11 protein-coding genes are annotated in these 14,158 nt (G+C 44.5%); 8 read left to right on the top strand and 3 right to left on the bottom strand.

The annotated features are described in order from the left end of the window. Window positions 1-90: 90 nt before the first annotated feature. Window positions 91-1,500 carry a tRNA uridine-5-carboxymethylaminomethyl(34) synthesis GTPase MnmE gene (gene mnmE, locus ACM5Q9_RS07010; RefSeq protein WP_418144012.1) on the bottom strand — a complete coding sequence of 470 codons (1,410 nt, stop codon included), beginning with the start codon at window positions 1,498-1,500 and terminating at the stop codon, window positions 91-93. Window positions 1,501-1,613: 113 nt separating this feature from the next. Here mnmE and ACM5Q9_RS07005 point away from each other — a divergent pair, with 113 nt between their 5' ends. From ACM5Q9_RS07005 to ACM5Q9_RS06975, 7 genes are all read left to right on the top strand, one after another. After that, window positions 1,614-2,303: a response regulator gene (locus ACM5Q9_RS07005; RefSeq protein ID WP_418144011.1), complete on the top strand. Its 690-nt coding sequence runs from the start codon at window positions 1,614-1,616 to the stop codon at window positions 2,301-2,303. A 52-nt stretch (window positions 2,304-2,355) separates the two neighbouring features. Beyond that, window positions 2,356-3,726 carry a sensor histidine kinase gene (locus ACM5Q9_RS07000; RefSeq protein WP_418144010.1) on the top strand — a complete coding sequence of 457 codons (1,371 nt, stop codon included), beginning with the start codon at window positions 2,356-2,358 and terminating at the stop codon, window positions 3,724-3,726. Window positions 3,727-3,822: 96 nt separating this feature from the next. Next, on the top strand, window positions 3,823-4,788 hold the full coding sequence (locus tag ACM5Q9_RS06995) for a Bug family tripartite tricarboxylate transporter substrate binding protein (protein ID WP_418144165.1): 966 nt from the start codon (window positions 3,823-3,825) through the stop codon (window positions 4,786-4,788). Window positions 4,789-4,851: 63 nt separating this feature from the next. Next, entirely contained in the window at window positions 4,852-5,295 is a 444-nt protein-coding gene (locus tag ACM5Q9_RS06990) for a tripartite tricarboxylate transporter TctB family protein (protein WP_418144009.1), read from the top strand. Further along, window positions 5,292-6,818, top strand: coding sequence for a tripartite tricarboxylate transporter permease (locus ACM5Q9_RS06985; protein WP_418144008.1), 1,527 nt, complete (start codon window positions 5,292-5,294; stop codon window positions 6,816-6,818). Before ACM5Q9_RS06990 ends, ACM5Q9_RS06985 begins: the two co-directional genes overlap by 4 nt. Before the next feature lie 6 nt (window positions 6,819-6,824). Then, on the top strand, window positions 6,825-7,880 hold the full coding sequence (locus ACM5Q9_RS06980) for an AbrB family transcriptional regulator (protein ID WP_418144007.1): 1,056 nt from the start codon (window positions 6,825-6,827) through the stop codon (window positions 7,878-7,880). 154 nt (window positions 7,881-8,034) lie between these two features. After that, the gene (locus ACM5Q9_RS06975) at window positions 8,035-9,453 is read left to right on the top strand and encodes a DHA2 family efflux MFS transporter permease subunit (RefSeq protein WP_418144006.1); all 1,419 of its coding nucleotides are present in this window, start codon (window positions 8,035-8,037) and stop codon (window positions 9,451-9,453) included. Between the two features lie 160 nt (window positions 9,454-9,613). Here ACM5Q9_RS06975 and ACM5Q9_RS06970 read toward each other — a convergent pair whose 3' ends face one another. Beyond that, window positions 9,614-10,042 carry an HIT family protein gene (locus ACM5Q9_RS06970; protein ID WP_418144005.1) on the bottom strand — a complete coding sequence of 143 codons (429 nt, stop codon included), beginning with the start codon at window positions 10,040-10,042 and terminating at the stop codon, window positions 9,614-9,616. A gap of 708 nt (window positions 10,043-10,750) precedes the next feature. Beyond that, window positions 10,751-11,917 (bottom strand): methionine aminotransferase, encoded by a 1,167-nt coding sequence (locus tag ACM5Q9_RS06965; RefSeq protein ID WP_418144004.1) that lies wholly within the window; start codon window positions 11,915-11,917, stop codon window positions 10,751-10,753. A 320-nt stretch (window positions 11,918-12,237) separates the two neighbouring features. On the opposite strand from ACM5Q9_RS06965, the gene mnmG reads away from it, so the two are divergent. Continuing rightward, window positions 12,238-14,151: a tRNA uridine-5-carboxymethylaminomethyl(34) synthesis enzyme MnmG gene (gene mnmG / locus ACM5Q9_RS06960; protein WP_418144003.1), complete on the top strand. Its 1,914-nt coding sequence runs from the start codon at window positions 12,238-12,240 to the stop codon at window positions 14,149-14,151. Window positions 14,152-14,158 lie beyond the last annotated feature (7 nt).

Raw genomic sequence — 14,158 nt, 5'->3', positions numbered from 1 at the left:
AAAAATAAAAACTTGATCACGAATAATTCAATATGATAACGCCTCAAACACATTTGTTTACAATAATTGGAATATTTAACCGTTTACTTATCACTTCCCAATACAAAACGAAGAAAAAATCTCCCCCAGCAAATCATCACTGCTGAATTGCCCGGTAATCTTGCACAACTCATCATGCGCCAACCTGAGTTCCTCGGCAAACAAATCCAGCACCCGGTCATCGTGGCTGGCATGTTCCCGCGCAATGTCCAGGTGTTCACTGGCATTATTCAAAGCCAGCAAATGCCGCTCACGGGCCAGCCAAGGGGATTCGGCACTGGGATTCCAGCCCGCAATTTCCAGCAGTTTCTGCCGCAAAGTATCCAGGCCCATTTCTTGTTTGGCAGAAACCAGAATAGCCAAGGCTTCATGGCCATTCTCTTCGGTGGTTTGTTCAACCTGCTGCTGCAGGCGTTTTAAGGCACCCTCATCCAACAGATCAATTTTGTTAAAGACTTTCAACACCGGGGTCCGGACAGGCAAACGTTGGGTAATCTCTATATCCAGCTCATCATTGGGCGAACGGGCATCCTGCAAATGCAAAATCACGTTTGCCTTTTCAATTTCCGCCCAGGTACGGGCAATGCCAATGCTTTCAACCGTATCTTCGGTTTCCCGCAAGCCTGCCGTATCTACAATATGAATGGGTACGCCCTGGATATGAATCTGTTGGCTTACCTTATCGCGTGTGGTGCCGGCAATCGGTGTCACAATCGCAACTTCATCACCCGCCAGGGCATTCAGCAAACTAGACTTGCCCACATTAGGCTGGCCTGCCAGCACCACATGCATGCCTTCACGCAAAATCATGCCCTGTTTGGCTTGTTTGGTCAGGTGATGCAAATCGGCCTGAATGTTTTCCAGCTCTTGATGTGCCTGATACTTTTCAAGGAATTCAATTTCTTCCTCTGGAAAATCCAGCGTAGCCTCTACCAGCATGCGCAAATGCACCACACGGTCAGCCAAAGCATTAACCAGGGTTGAAAAAGAACCGCTTAAAGAAGCCATCGCACTGCGGGCCGCCGCTTCCGAAGAAGCGTCAATCAAATCGGCCACTGCTTCAGCCTGAGCCAGGTCAAGGCGATTATTCAAGAATGCCCGCTGGGTAAACTCACCTGGTTCGGCATGGCGCAGGTCAATCCCAATCTCGCGGCCAACTTCAAGGCAACGTTCAAGGATACGTTTAAGCACGGCCGGCCCACCATGGCCCTGCAATTCAAGCACATCCTCACCGGTATAGGAATTCGGCGCCTTGAAAAACAGGGCAATTCCTTCGTCAATCGCTTGCCCCGTCGCATCCAGGAAAGGCAGGTAATGGGCATGTCGGGCTACCAGTTCACGACTGAAAAATTGCTGTATGAAGGCGCTCAGATCAGGTGCCGAAACCCTGATAACACCAATGCCACCCCGTCCGGGTGCGGTTGCAATAGCAACAATGGGTACATTATTTGAAGTAATCATCTTTTATGCCGCATAATCAGATACCTGAATTATAAGGGTTAAGGTAGAAAAGAACCTTTTAGGGCATAATATAGCAGAAGTAAACATTCTTCCGTTAACACACCATTTACCCAATGCGTATATTATTAGTCGAAGACGAACCCGATCTGGCCCAATGGTTAATGAGAAGCTTGGGCAAACAGGCCGGATTCACCATTGAATGGTCCAATGATGGTTTGGTAGCCTATAAAAGACTGCTTATAGAAGAGTTTGATGCCATTATCCTTGACCTGGGTATCCCGGGCATGGATGGCAATACCTTGTTAAGCCGGCTAAGAGCCGACGATGACCGTACCCCGATTCTTATCCTGACAGCCCGGGATTCCCTGGCCGATCGGGTAGATACCCTGGAGTCCGGTGCCGATGATTTCCTGCCAAAACCTTTCATGATCGAAGAACTGGTAGCCAGGCTTAATGCGCTTATTCGCAGAAGCCGTGGCCGGGACAAACCTCGATTAAGTTGTGGCAACCTGCATTACGATATGGGCAAACAACGCTTTTTGCTGGATGAGCAGGTATTACAGGTTACTCCCCGGGAAAGTGAAGTTTTAACAGTACTTATCCAGAAAAGCGAAGAACCTGTCAACAAGAAATTCATACTTGAACGCTTGCTGGCCCATGACACCAATGATGAAATCGGCATAGAATCCATTGAGGTTATCATTCACCGGTTGCGCAAAAAACTTCAACAGTCCACGGTGCAAATCACCACATTGCGCGGTATTGGTTACTGCCTTGAGCCCATTCCCGATGATGAAATTTAAAAGCCTAAAATCTACATTATTATGGCTATTGATACCTGCATTAGTCATTACCATGCTGATTTCACTCTGGGCCTCCAACCTTGAACTAAGGGGACAAGTTAACAAAGCATTTGACCGCTCCCTGGCGGGTGCGATCCGTTCCATAGAAGTCAACATCAAGACAGAAGACGGTGGCCTGGCCATGGAACAACCCTTTTACATGCTTGAGTTCTTCGAACTGACCACGCGCAGTACTGCCTATTTCAGGGTGGCCACCGAAGACCGGCTAACGGAAATCGGCTATACCGACCTTCCCTTGCCTGCCACTGCCCTAAAAACCAATAAAGCCGTTTTTTATAACCAGGATTATCTTGGCCAACCCATGCGGATTGCCGCCATTGCCATTCGCCCTGAAGCAGGCCTGCTTTACAACCCCGAAAGCCGTATTATCATCCAGGTTGCCGAAAGCATAGCCAGCCGGGAAGCCTTCATCAACCAACTCATCTGGCAATCAGTACGCAAAGACTTTGTCGTGCTTGCCATTTTTATCCTTTTACTTTCCGGTGGCATTATTATTGCGCTTCGCCCCTTGAAAGCATTAAGCAGTGAAATCAAAAACCGTTCATTTGATAACTTGATGCCGATTGATGAAAAGGAATTGCCAAAAGAAATCAAACCCCTGGTACAAGCCATCAATCTTCATCTTGAACGTTATATCAAGCGGAATATTACCCAGCAGCAGTTTCTTGATGATGCCTCCCATCAATTGCGCACACCACTTTCCGTGTTAACCATGCAGGTGGATTATGCAAAGAAACTGGCCCAAACCACCGAAATGGAAGAAGTATTAACCGCCATACAGCAAAGACTGGGCAATACAATTCAGCTAACCAATCAATTACTGGCATTGGCCAAAGTTCGAGATGCCGCCGACAAACTCACGGCCAATGTTTCACGTGAAACAATTGATATCTGCCAGCTAGCTGCCGAAGTAGTAAACAATTTATTACCCTCGGCACGCAAGAAAAGAATGGATTATGGCCAGGAATTGCCTGACCAGCCCATCATGATCAATGGGATTGAATGGCTGCTTAAGGAAGCGTTAAGCAATATTATCAGCAACGCCATTAAATATTGCCCAATGCGTTCCCGGATTACCGTCGCTGTATTGGACGAACAGGAACATATTATCTTGCAAGTTGAGGATAACGGGCCGGGCATGAATCCTGAAGATATCGCCTTGGCAGGCAAACGCTTTCGCAGGGGGGCATCAGGCAAGGAAAAATACGGTTCTGGCTTGGGGTTGGCCATTGTGAACACGATTGCTGAAATTAACCGGGCCAGGTTTGAAATTATTTCCAAAAAAAATGAAACCGGCCTGATTGTTCGGCTGATTTTCAACAAACCCCCTATGGATTACCCTGATAAAGGCCGATTTTCATAATATTGAAAGGTAATCGAAAGCTTCAGTTTTGTATTGTTAGGTCCTTACACATAAAAGGAGAGTGCAATGAAGCTTTACAAAAAAACATTATCTTTCATGGCGGCAGGCCTGCTTGGCCTTGCTACCCTGGGCAATGCACAAGCACAGGAACAGCCCAAAAAACCGGAATGTATCGCACCGGCACAACCAGGCGGCGGCTTTGACCTGACCTGCAGACTGGCCCAGAACGGTTTTGCCCAAACCAAAATTCTTGAAGCACCCATGCGAACCATTTACATGCCCGGTGGCATTGGAGCCGTGGCTTATAACAATATCGTGGCTCAACGGCCAGCCGATGGCAACGCCATTGTTGCCTTTTCAGGCGGTTCCTTGCTCAATCTGGCTCAGGGTAAATTTGGCAAATACAACGTTAATGACGTGAAATGGCTGGCAGCTGTTGGCAGCGATTATGGCGTCGCCATTGTACGTAACGACTCTCCCTATACCGATCTCAAGTCCTTGATGGAAGCTTTCAAGGCGGATCCCGCCAAAATTGTCCTGGGTGCAGGCGGTTCTGTGGGTAGCCAGGATTGGATGAAAGCGGCCCTGACAGCCAAAGCGGCCGGTGTTGATTATAAAAAAATGCGTTTCGTTGCCTTTGAAGGTGGCGGTGAAGCGGTAACCGCCCTGCGTGGTGGACATATCCAGGCTTATATGGGTGACGCAGCAGAAGCCCGTACCATGCTTGATGGTGGTGCGCCCATCCGGATTCTGGCTGTTTTCAATGACAAACGCCTGCCTGGCAAAATGGGAGATATCCCTACTGCCGCAGAACAAGGCTTTGACATCAACTGGCCGATTATTCGCGGTTTCTACGTTGGTCCAAAAGTTTCAGACGCCGAATACAACTGGTGGGTAGGTGCTTTTGACAAACTCATGAAAACACCTGAATTTGCCACTATGCAAGAACAGCAAGGCCTGTTCCCCTTTGACAAAACCGGTGCTGAACTGGACAGCTATGTCAAGGAACGCGTTAAATTCTATACAGAACTGGCCGACTCTTTTGGCCTGATCAAAAAATAATTTTTACTCTAAAGTACCTCTGCCAGCCAGAGGTACTTGTGTTTCTATTTCAAAGGTACTCTTATGGCACTAAATGATAGGGTGTTGGGTATTGCCGCCCTCTTCTTTGCCGCATTTCTTACCTGGTTTGGTTACGACCTGGAAGCGCCATTTTCTTATGAACCCGTAGGACCAAAAGCATTTCCTCTCATGCTTGCAATGATTATCGCCATTTGCGGTGTGCGACTTGTTTACAAAGGTGGCAATACGGTTGAACCTAACCCGGCGGGCGCCAACTTCCGGATCATGACCATGATTGTCTATGTTGCCGCTTATGCTTTTCTTTTTCAATGGGTCGGATTTATTGTGTCCACAGCACTCATGACCATTTTTGTAGGCCGCCTGTTCAATGGATCATGGCTCAAATGTATTATTGGCGGAGTGGTAATGGGCATCCTGTTCTTCCTGCTTTTTGATAAAGGCCTGGATGTTGTCTTGCCTACCGGTATTCTTGGAGACCTCCTATGAGCGGATTAATGGAACATTTATCGATCGGATTCGGTGTTGCCTTTTCAGGCCTGAATCTGCTCGTGGCAGCGCTTGGCTCATTTATTGGCACCATTGTTGGTGTATTACCCGGACTGGGGCCGATTAATGGCGTAGCTATGCTAATACCCATTGCCTTTGCCATGCAATTGCCACCGGAAACCGCCCTGATCCTGCTGGCAGCGGTATATGTAGGTGCCGAATATGGCGGCCGGATTACCTCTATCCTGATTAACGTACCAGGAGAAGCCGCCGCAGTCATGACCACGCTTGATGGTTACCCTCTGGCACGCCAGGGGCTGGCCAGTGTCGCGCTGTCAATCTCGGCCTGGGCTTCATTTATTGGCTCTACCATTGCCATTTTTGGTATTTTGCTGCTGGCGCCCCTGCTGGCCAAATGGGCCATTGCTTTTGGTCCTGCCGAATACTTTGTATTAATGGTCTTTGCCTTTTGTGCGCTTACCAGCCTATTGGGTGAACAACCTGTTAAAGGAATTCTGGCCGCCATGATTGGCCTGTCCATTGCCACCGTTGGCGTGGATGCCAATTCCGGGGTCTATCGTTATACCTTCGACTTACCCAACCTGGCAGATGGCATTGATTTCGTAGTGGTTGTAATCGGTCTTTTTGCCGTTTCCGAAATGCTGCAAATGCTTGAAAACCTGCTTAGCGGTGTTTCAATCGATGTCCCCAAAAGCAAACGCAAATTATTCAATTTTCAGGAAATGGCCTACACCTGGTGGAGTACGGTTCGTTCAGGATTTTTAGGCTTCTTTATTGGAATTTTGCCGGGCGCCGGCGCTAGTGTTGCCTCTGCCGTTGCCTATGCCAATGAAAAAAAACTGATCGAAAGCAAAGACCCGGAAGCCAAGTTTGGCAAAGGTGACCTACGTGGCCTTGCTGCCCCCGAATCTGCCAATAACAGTGCAGCAACCGGTTCATTCATTCCCATGCTGGCACTGGGTGTCCCGGGTTCCGGTACCACCGCGGTCATGATGGGAGCCCTTACGCTTTACAACATTACGCCCGGACCGGTCCTGTTTGAAACCCAGCCTCAGCTTGTTTGGGGCCTGATCGCTTCCTTGTTCATTGCCAACGTCATGCTGCTGTTAATGAACATTCCCATGGTTCGCGTATTTGCTTCCATGCTATCGATTCCCTCATGGTTACTGGTGCCCGGCATTTTATCTGTCAGTTTTATTGGTGTATATGCCATTAACGCCACAACCTTTGACCTGATGCTAGTGGTGGGAATTGGTGTGATTGGTTATTTCCTGCGAAAAATGAATGTACCAATGGCTCCGCTTGTCCTGGGAGTCGTGCTGGGTGACATGATGGAACAAAACCTGCGTCGTGCCTTGTCTATCACCAATGGTGAGGTTTCCATCTTGTTTGAAAGCCCCATCTCAATTGGTTTATGGATAGCCGCCATCTTGGTTGGTGTAGTTCCTCCATTACTCAGGAAATTCTCAAAAAAGAATGAAGTTCATGTACCAGCCAACTGATATAACATGTTTGTAAGATATTTAACGGGATTCATTCTGGCTTTATCGGGTGCTTTGGCAGCAGTATGGTTAGCCATACCGCTACCATGGCTGATTGGCTCATTGTTATTAACTGCGATCACAAAAACAGCAGGCGTAAAAAGCGCTTCACATACTGTTTTTCGCAATATGGGCCAATGGGTCATTGGAACTTCCCTGGGGTTATATTTTACCCCCGAGGTCCTGACCATCATCGGAGGATATTTCCCGTTTATCTTTGCTGGAATGGTATTTGCCATCTTACTGGGCATCAATGGCTCCCTGATTTTAAAAAAATGGGGGGCCGTTGATTTTAAAACTGCCTGGTTTGCCAGTGCTATTGGCGGGGCCAGTGAAATGGCCAATCTGGCGGAAAGAAATCATGCAAGAACCGACCTGGTTGCTTCCGCTCATAGCCTGCGCATGATCATGGTGGTTATTTCCATTCCGTTTGCATTCAAATTCCTGAATATAAGTGGCAATTTCCCTGGTACGGAGTTGCTGTATTTTTTTGATCCCAGCGGTTTTTTCAAGCTCGTCATATTAACCTGCATCGCTGGCCTGCTGTTCAAGAAATTCAAATTACCCAACCCATGGGTGCTAGGTCCATTGCTGGTAACCATTTTATTAACTGGCAATGACACCATTCTTACCTATCTTCCCAACGAGATATCAAAACTTGGCCAACTGTTTATTGGCTGGTCACTGGGTGATAAATTTGGTCCGGATTTTTTCAAAAAAGCCCCCCGGTACCTATCCGTGGTCGCGTTAAGTAATACCCTGAACCTGATACTGGCATTTGGCTTCAGCTACCTGTTATCCACATTGTCAGATATCCCGTTTCCAACGCTTGTATTAAGCAATAGCCCGGGAGGCATCACGGAAATGTCAATTACCGCGAAAGTGCTTTCACTAGGCGCACCGATTGTGACCGCGTTTCACGTGGCACGCATGGTCTTCGTCTTGCTGGTAACAAGCCCGCTTTATCATTTTTTTGAAAAATACCTCAAACCTCGGGCAAGTATTAAAAGCCAGACTGATTGAAGCATCGATAAAAAAGACCTGAATTCAACATCTTCCTGTCGGGTATATAAATAATCCGCACAGGATTACCCCTGCCTGACCTTTGCCAATCAAAGCTGATAGCGTATATTTACAGGAAACAGCAATAACAACTTTCCTGTACTTTAAAGTTACCATGCCTTCTGATCATATCCTTCCCAAAAAACCAGACAAAAGTGGCAATTCCACAGCTGTTCGCCTGATACCATTCATTGTTGGTTGCGCCCTTTTCATGCAAATGCTCGACTCATCGGTGGTGGCAATGGCCTTGCCCATGATGGCCGAAACTTTCAGTACAAATGCCGTACGCATGAATATTGCCATTACGGCCTATCTTGTATCCGTTGCCATTTTTGTTCCTGTTTGTGGATGGGCTGCCGACCGCTTTGGTGCAAAACGGATATTCCTGCTTGCCATCATCCTGTTTTGCTTGTCTTCACTGGGCTGCTCTATGGCCCCAACGCTTGATATTTTTGTCTTGTTCCGGTTTATACAAGGCCTTGGCGGAGCCATGATGGTGCCCGTAGGACGCATTATCATGTTACGCACGGTTCCGCGTGAGCAGTTGCTCAAAGCCACCGCTTTTTTATCCATTCCAGCCCTTCTCGGTCCCATGCTTGGCCCACCATTGGGTGGCTTGATCGTTACCTTTAGTACTTGGCACTGGATTTTCCTGATCAATATTCCTATGGGCATGCTTGGTGTTTTTCTGGTGCTTAAATATGTTCAGGAATATAAAAACGATAATCCCCCACGACTGGATTGGCCCGGCTTCATCCTAAGTAGCTTGGCCATGGCTTCTTGCGTATACGGGTTTGAATCCCTGGCCAAAAACCAGGGGTTTTTCAATGCCTATTTTCTATTAATGATTTCCATAGTTAGTGGCATTTTTTATTGCTTTCACGCCAAACGGGTTACTAATCCCATTATTGATTTGTCCCTTTTAAAAATCCAAAGCTTTGCCATTTCCATTTTTGCCGGAAATTTATGCCGCTTTGCCGTTGGTGCTACCCCGTTCCTGCTGGCCTTATTGCTACAGATAGGCTTTAATTATTCACCTTTATCTGCAGGCATGATTACTTTTGCCGGTGCACTTGGTGCCCTTGCAATGAAATTCGTTGCCATACCCATCCTGAAAAAATTCGGTTTTCGTCGCGTACTTACTGTCAACGCTGTTATCACAGGCCTGTTTATTATGGCCTGCGCCCTGTTCACCCTTGAAACACCGGTATGGATCATGACAATGACCCTGCTTTTTGGCGGATTTTTCCGGTCCCTGGAGTTTACTTCGGTCAATACCCTTAGTTTTGCCAATATCAAACCCGAAAAAATGAGCCAAGCCAGTAGTTTTTCTGCTACGGCACAACAAGTAGGGATCAGTATGGGCATGGGTATTGCTACCGTGAGTATTGATTTGAGCATGTATCTGAATGGTTCTTCCACCGCGTCAATTCAGGATATCAAATCGGGTTTTATTGTTATTGGTGCTGCATCGATATTGTCGGCCTTATGGTTTAACAGGCTGGAAAAATCTGCCGGTACAGGCATGTATTAAATAGGCGATTGGTGCCCTGCCCTATACCTTATAGGGCCTATAGGCAGGTATCAACCCTAAAATTAGGCCTACTGGCAAAAAAATAGAAAAGTAATAATAAAAAAACAGAACCCGGTTTGATACCGGGTTCTGTTCCTTGAAAAAACCACTTTGACGGGTATTAATTCAACTCATCAATAGCAGCTACAATTTTTTCAGCCAAGGCCTTGATAGCTTCCATATCTCCTTTTACATGGGCATGGGCATTAACATTTTGCCCATCATATCTAGGTACCAGGTGAAAATGGACATGATCAACCGTTTGCCCTGCTGCTGCACCATTAAACTGGCTAAGGACAATTCCATCAGCATGGGTTGCTTTCATGATGGCAGGTGCAATTTTCTTGGCTGTAGTTACGCAAGCCTGGGCAGCATCGTTAGACAAATCAAACAAATTGACGGCTGGCTCTTTGGTTAGCACTAGGGTATGCCCAACAGTTTGCGGCATGATGTCCATCATGACATAAGTTTTATCATCTTCATAAACTTTAAAAGAAGGCGCCTCACCCCGTAAAATTTTAGCGAAGATATTATTTGTATCGTAAGCCATTCCAATTATCCATAAAAATAGTTAATTTACTGAAATCCAAGCAATTTGATAATTACTTTAACATAAAACATCAAGAAAAATTTCAACAACTTTAGCCAAACTGATCCGAAAATGCGATTAAAAACAAGCATTTCAATTTTTCATTTGATTTACCCTATCTTGAAAAAATTTATTTTTTAATACATCACTCAATCTTGCTCGATATCAATTTTTACCAAGAATTTTCAGCAAACTATTCGTAATCCCTCCATGGCCGGCAAAAACATGCATAGCAAAAAAATTGCTCGCCAGAATTTTACCAACGGTTTCCATTGCAGCCATATTTAGCTCAAAAATAATAAACCATCGCAATTTGCATGATTAAACAAGCTACTTGCCAATAGAAAAACATGAAAAAAACACGGTTTAATCCTGTTTTCATGCCTTTTTCAAGCGTCAAAAACAGGGGTTTATCGTGTTTTCACGAAAATCAGCCTGTGGATAACTACTATAGGCATCCAATGTGAATAAGTTTTGTATGAAAAGTGAAGAACCCATTTCAAAAAATTTTCACTAAAACTTGTTCAACTTTATCCAACTCTAAAAAGAATTGAATTCAACAACAAAAAAACAGCATAAAACCCTGTTTTTTATGAAAAAAACAGGGTTTTAGTACTTATCCACAGAGCATCTAGTTCTTAATCAGTTATATATAAATAAAAATAATAACTAAATAGTACTTAACACATCTAACGCTTTTTTCAACGTTTCATTTTTCTTGGCAAAACAAAACCGAACCAAATGATTGTTAGAAGCTAGAGCTGAAGAATTTTTATAAAATGCTGAAACAGGAATCAGGGTTACCCCATGTTTTTTTGTCAATTCTGTAGCAAAATCGAATTCATTGGCAGATGAAATTTCACTATAGTCAGCCAACATAAAAAATGTGCCTTCGCTCTTGATCGGTTTGAAGCGAGTATTCAATAATCCGTCATATAGAAAATCATGTTTTTCTTGATAAAAATTGGATAGGTTTGAATAGGTACTGGGATCTTTCATAAATTCAGCAAATGCATACTGCATGGGTGAACTTACGGTAAAAACAACAAACTGATGAATTTTTCTGAATTCGGCCATCATTGCCTTGGGTGCACTGCAGTACCCTACTTTCCAGCCAGTGGTATGGTAAGTTTTACCAAAAGAAGAGATGACAAATGACCTGCTAGCCAAAAACTCGCGGGTAGACAAACTTAAAAATGGTTTATTGTCAAATACAATGTGTTCATAAACCTCATCCCCAATTAAAAATATTTCCTTATCTTTAATTAAATTCTCAATAGCATCCAGGTCAGACTCTTTTAATGTGAGTCCGGTTGGATTATGGGGAAAGTTCAAAATGATCAAACGGGTTTTATCAGTGATCGCATTTTTGACTTTAGTCCAGTCAATTGAATAAGCCGGTTTTTCTTTTGACGGTGGTGTCAAGGATACAAAAACTGGAATACCACCAGCCAATTTGATGCAAGGAACATAAGAGTCATAGCATGGTTCTATGACAATCACTTCATCGCCAGAGTGAATGATGCTAAGGATTGATGACATTAAAGCTTCTGTTGCACCATTAGTTACTGTGATTTCAGTATCCGGGTTGTAATCATGTGAATAAAGTTGATTAATTTTATCTGCAATGACAAAGCGTAATTCTTGTACACCAGGCATGTATGGATACTGGTTATGTCCATTTTTCATTGCTTCATTAACTAATGAAACCAGTTTTTCATCAGGATTGAAGTCTGGAAACCCTTGACCCAGATTTATTGCGTTATGTTCGTTGGCCAATTGGCTCATGATGGTAAAAATCGTGGTTCCAACGTCAGGTAATTTTGATTTAATCATTTTATTCACAGTTTTTGTATAACAATTTCAGGCTATATAAATTTTATCAACAAGGCTATAATCCTTATTATGCCTTATTGTAGGGAATGTTATTAACATTTTATACATAGAAGTACATGCTTTTTCTTCGCATTATTAACAAAGTTATCCACAGTTCTTTGTTTTGTTCCACGTGGAACAATTTTTAAATAATCTTGCCTTAAGATTTTTCGCTTTCAGACCAATCAAATCAAAATAACTGAAACTTTTGTAAATGTTCCACGTGGAACATTTAATCTGGATTTATAATCAACTGTTGATATTTTTTATTAGAAACAAAAATGGATTACCCAAACGAGTTTGATGTAATAGTAGTAGGTGGTGGTCATGCAGGAACAGAAGCAGCTTTGGCTTCTGCGCGTACTGGTGCCAAAACCCTGTTGCTTACACACAATATTGAAACCTTAGGCCAAATGTCTTGCAATCCTTCAATCGGGGGAATTGGAAAGGGCCACTTGGTAAAAGAAATAGATGCATTGGGTGGCGCAATGGCGCTGGCGGCAGATGAGGCGGGAATCCAGTTCAGGATCTTAAACAGTTCAAAAGGTCCTGCGGTACGAGCAACCAGGGTGCAAGCAGATAGGGTGTTGTACCGACAAGCTATCCGAACCCGTCTTGAAAATCAGGAAAATTTGTGGCTATTTCAACAGGCCGTCGATGACTTGATTGTTGAAGGTGATAGGGTGGTTGGTGCCGTTACGCAAATCGGACTTAAATTCAGGTCTCGTGCCGTAGTTTTGACAACGGGTACTTTTTTGAATGGTTTGGTACATGTGGGGTTGAAAAATTATTCTGCCGGTCGGGCAGGAGATCCGCCAGCCATCAGTCTTGCACATCGTTTAAAAGAATTAAAACTTCCGCAAGGAAGACTGAAAACCGGGACGCCACCGCGAATTGATGCCAGGACAATTGATTTTACAAATCTGATAGAGCAACCGGGTGATCTTGATCCCATCCCAGTATTTTCATATATGGGTAATGCTCAGATGCATCCACGGCAATTGCCGTGTTGGATAACCTATACCAACGAAAGAACCCATGAAATCATTCGTGGTGGATTAGACCGCTCACCCATGTATACCGGAGTGATTGATGGAATAGGTCCACGGTATTGCCCTTCGATTGAAGACAAGGTGCATCGGTTTGCCGATAAAAATTCACATCAGGTGTTTTTGGAACCAGAAGGCCTGACAACCAATGAAATTTATCCAAATGGAATTTCAACCAGCTTGCCTTATGATGTACAGCTGGAATTGGTTCATTCTTTGCCTGGATTGGAAAACGCCCATATCCTTCGCCCGGGCTACGCAATTGAATATGATTATTTTGATCCACGTGGATTGAAAAGTAGTCTTGAAACCAAAAGCATTAATGGCTTGTTCTTTGCGGGACAAATCAATGGAACAACCGGATATGAAGAGGCTGCTGCCCAAGGTTTGTTGGCAGGATTGAATGCTGCGTTGCAGGTAAAAGGAGAAGAACCCTGGACTCCTCGCCGAGACGAAGCGTATCTTGGTGTGTTGGTGGATGACTTGATTACAAAAGGCGTTACCGAACCATATCGGATGTTTACTTCAAGGGCAGAGTATCGATTAAGTTTGCGGGAAGATAACGCGGATTTCAGGTTGACAGAAACAGGGCGTAAGCTTGGCGTCGTGCCCGATGATCGATGGGAGTTTTTCTGTCGTAAACGGGATAATGTAAATAGCGAGATAAAACGTTTGGCAGGAACCCGGGTTCATCCTAAAACATATAGCCCTGAACAGGTCAATGCCATTTTGGGTAAACCGCTTGAGCGGGATTACACATTGGTGGATTTGCTTAAACGACCGAATGTGAATTACAAAGATCTTGTCAGTGCGTCAACGGCTACCGGTGAGAATTTTTCTTCTGAAACAGTATTGTCTGAATCTGAAATTGAACAAATAGAAATCCAGGTCAAGTATGCGGGCTATATTAGCAGGCAGCAAGAAGAAGTTCGTCGTCAAAGTACTTATGAAGACCAGAAAATACCAACTGATTTGAATTATGATGAGGTGGGTAATTTGTCATTTGAGGTCCGTCAGAAACTTAGGGAAAATCGCCCTGAAACTATCGGACAAGCAGGACGAATTTCCGGTGTTACACCGGCAGCCATAGCATTATTGCTTATTCATATAAAACGAATGCAATATTCAGATCAAAAAAAGGCGTAAGAGTTGT

It is taken from the genome of Advenella sp. RU8 (assembly GCF_048381675.1).
Taxonomy (GTDB): domain Bacteria; phylum Pseudomonadota; class Gammaproteobacteria; order Burkholderiales; family Burkholderiaceae_B; genus Advenella.
Note: the sequence above shows the minus strand (reverse complement) of the source record. Positions and strands in the feature narration are given on the sequence as shown.

What these genes read in the sequence shown, in the direction of transcription:
- mnmG (WP_418144003.1), top strand. Translation starts at nt 12,238, where the DNA reads ATGGATTACCCAAACGAGTTTGATGTAATAGTAGTAGGTGGTGGTCAT.
- ACM5Q9_RS06965 (WP_418144004.1), bottom strand. Translation starts at nt 11,917, where the DNA reads ATGATTAAATCAAAATTACCTGACGTTGGAACCACGATTTTTACCATC.
- ACM5Q9_RS06975 (WP_418144006.1), top strand. Translation starts at nt 8,035, where the DNA reads ATGCCTTCTGATCATATCCTTCCCAAAAAACCAGACAAAAGTGGCAAT.
- ACM5Q9_RS06995 (WP_418144165.1), top strand. Translation starts at nt 3,823, where the DNA reads ATGGCGGCAGGCCTGCTTGGCCTTGCTACCCTGGGCAATGCACAAGCA.
- ACM5Q9_RS06985 (WP_418144008.1), top strand. Translation starts at nt 5,292, where the DNA reads ATGAGCGGATTAATGGAACATTTATCGATCGGATTCGGTGTTGCCTTT.
- ACM5Q9_RS06990 (WP_418144009.1), top strand. Translation starts at nt 4,852, where the DNA reads ATGGCACTAAATGATAGGGTGTTGGGTATTGCCGCCCTCTTCTTTGCC.
- ACM5Q9_RS07005 (WP_418144011.1), top strand. Translation starts at nt 1,614, where the DNA reads ATGCGTATATTATTAGTCGAAGACGAACCCGATCTGGCCCAATGGTTA.
- ACM5Q9_RS07000 (WP_418144010.1), top strand. Translation starts at nt 2,356, where the DNA reads ATGCTGATTTCACTCTGGGCCTCCAACCTTGAACTAAGGGGACAAGTT.
- mnmE (WP_418144012.1), bottom strand. Translation starts at nt 1,500, where the DNA reads ATGATTACTTCAAATAATGTACCCATTGTTGCTATTGCAACCGCACCC.
- ACM5Q9_RS06980 (WP_418144007.1), top strand. Translation starts at nt 6,825, where the DNA reads ATGTTTGTAAGATATTTAACGGGATTCATTCTGGCTTTATCGGGTGCT.
- ACM5Q9_RS06970 (WP_418144005.1), bottom strand. Translation starts at nt 10,042, where the DNA reads ATGGCTTACGATACAAATAATATCTTCGCTAAAATTTTACGGGGTGAG.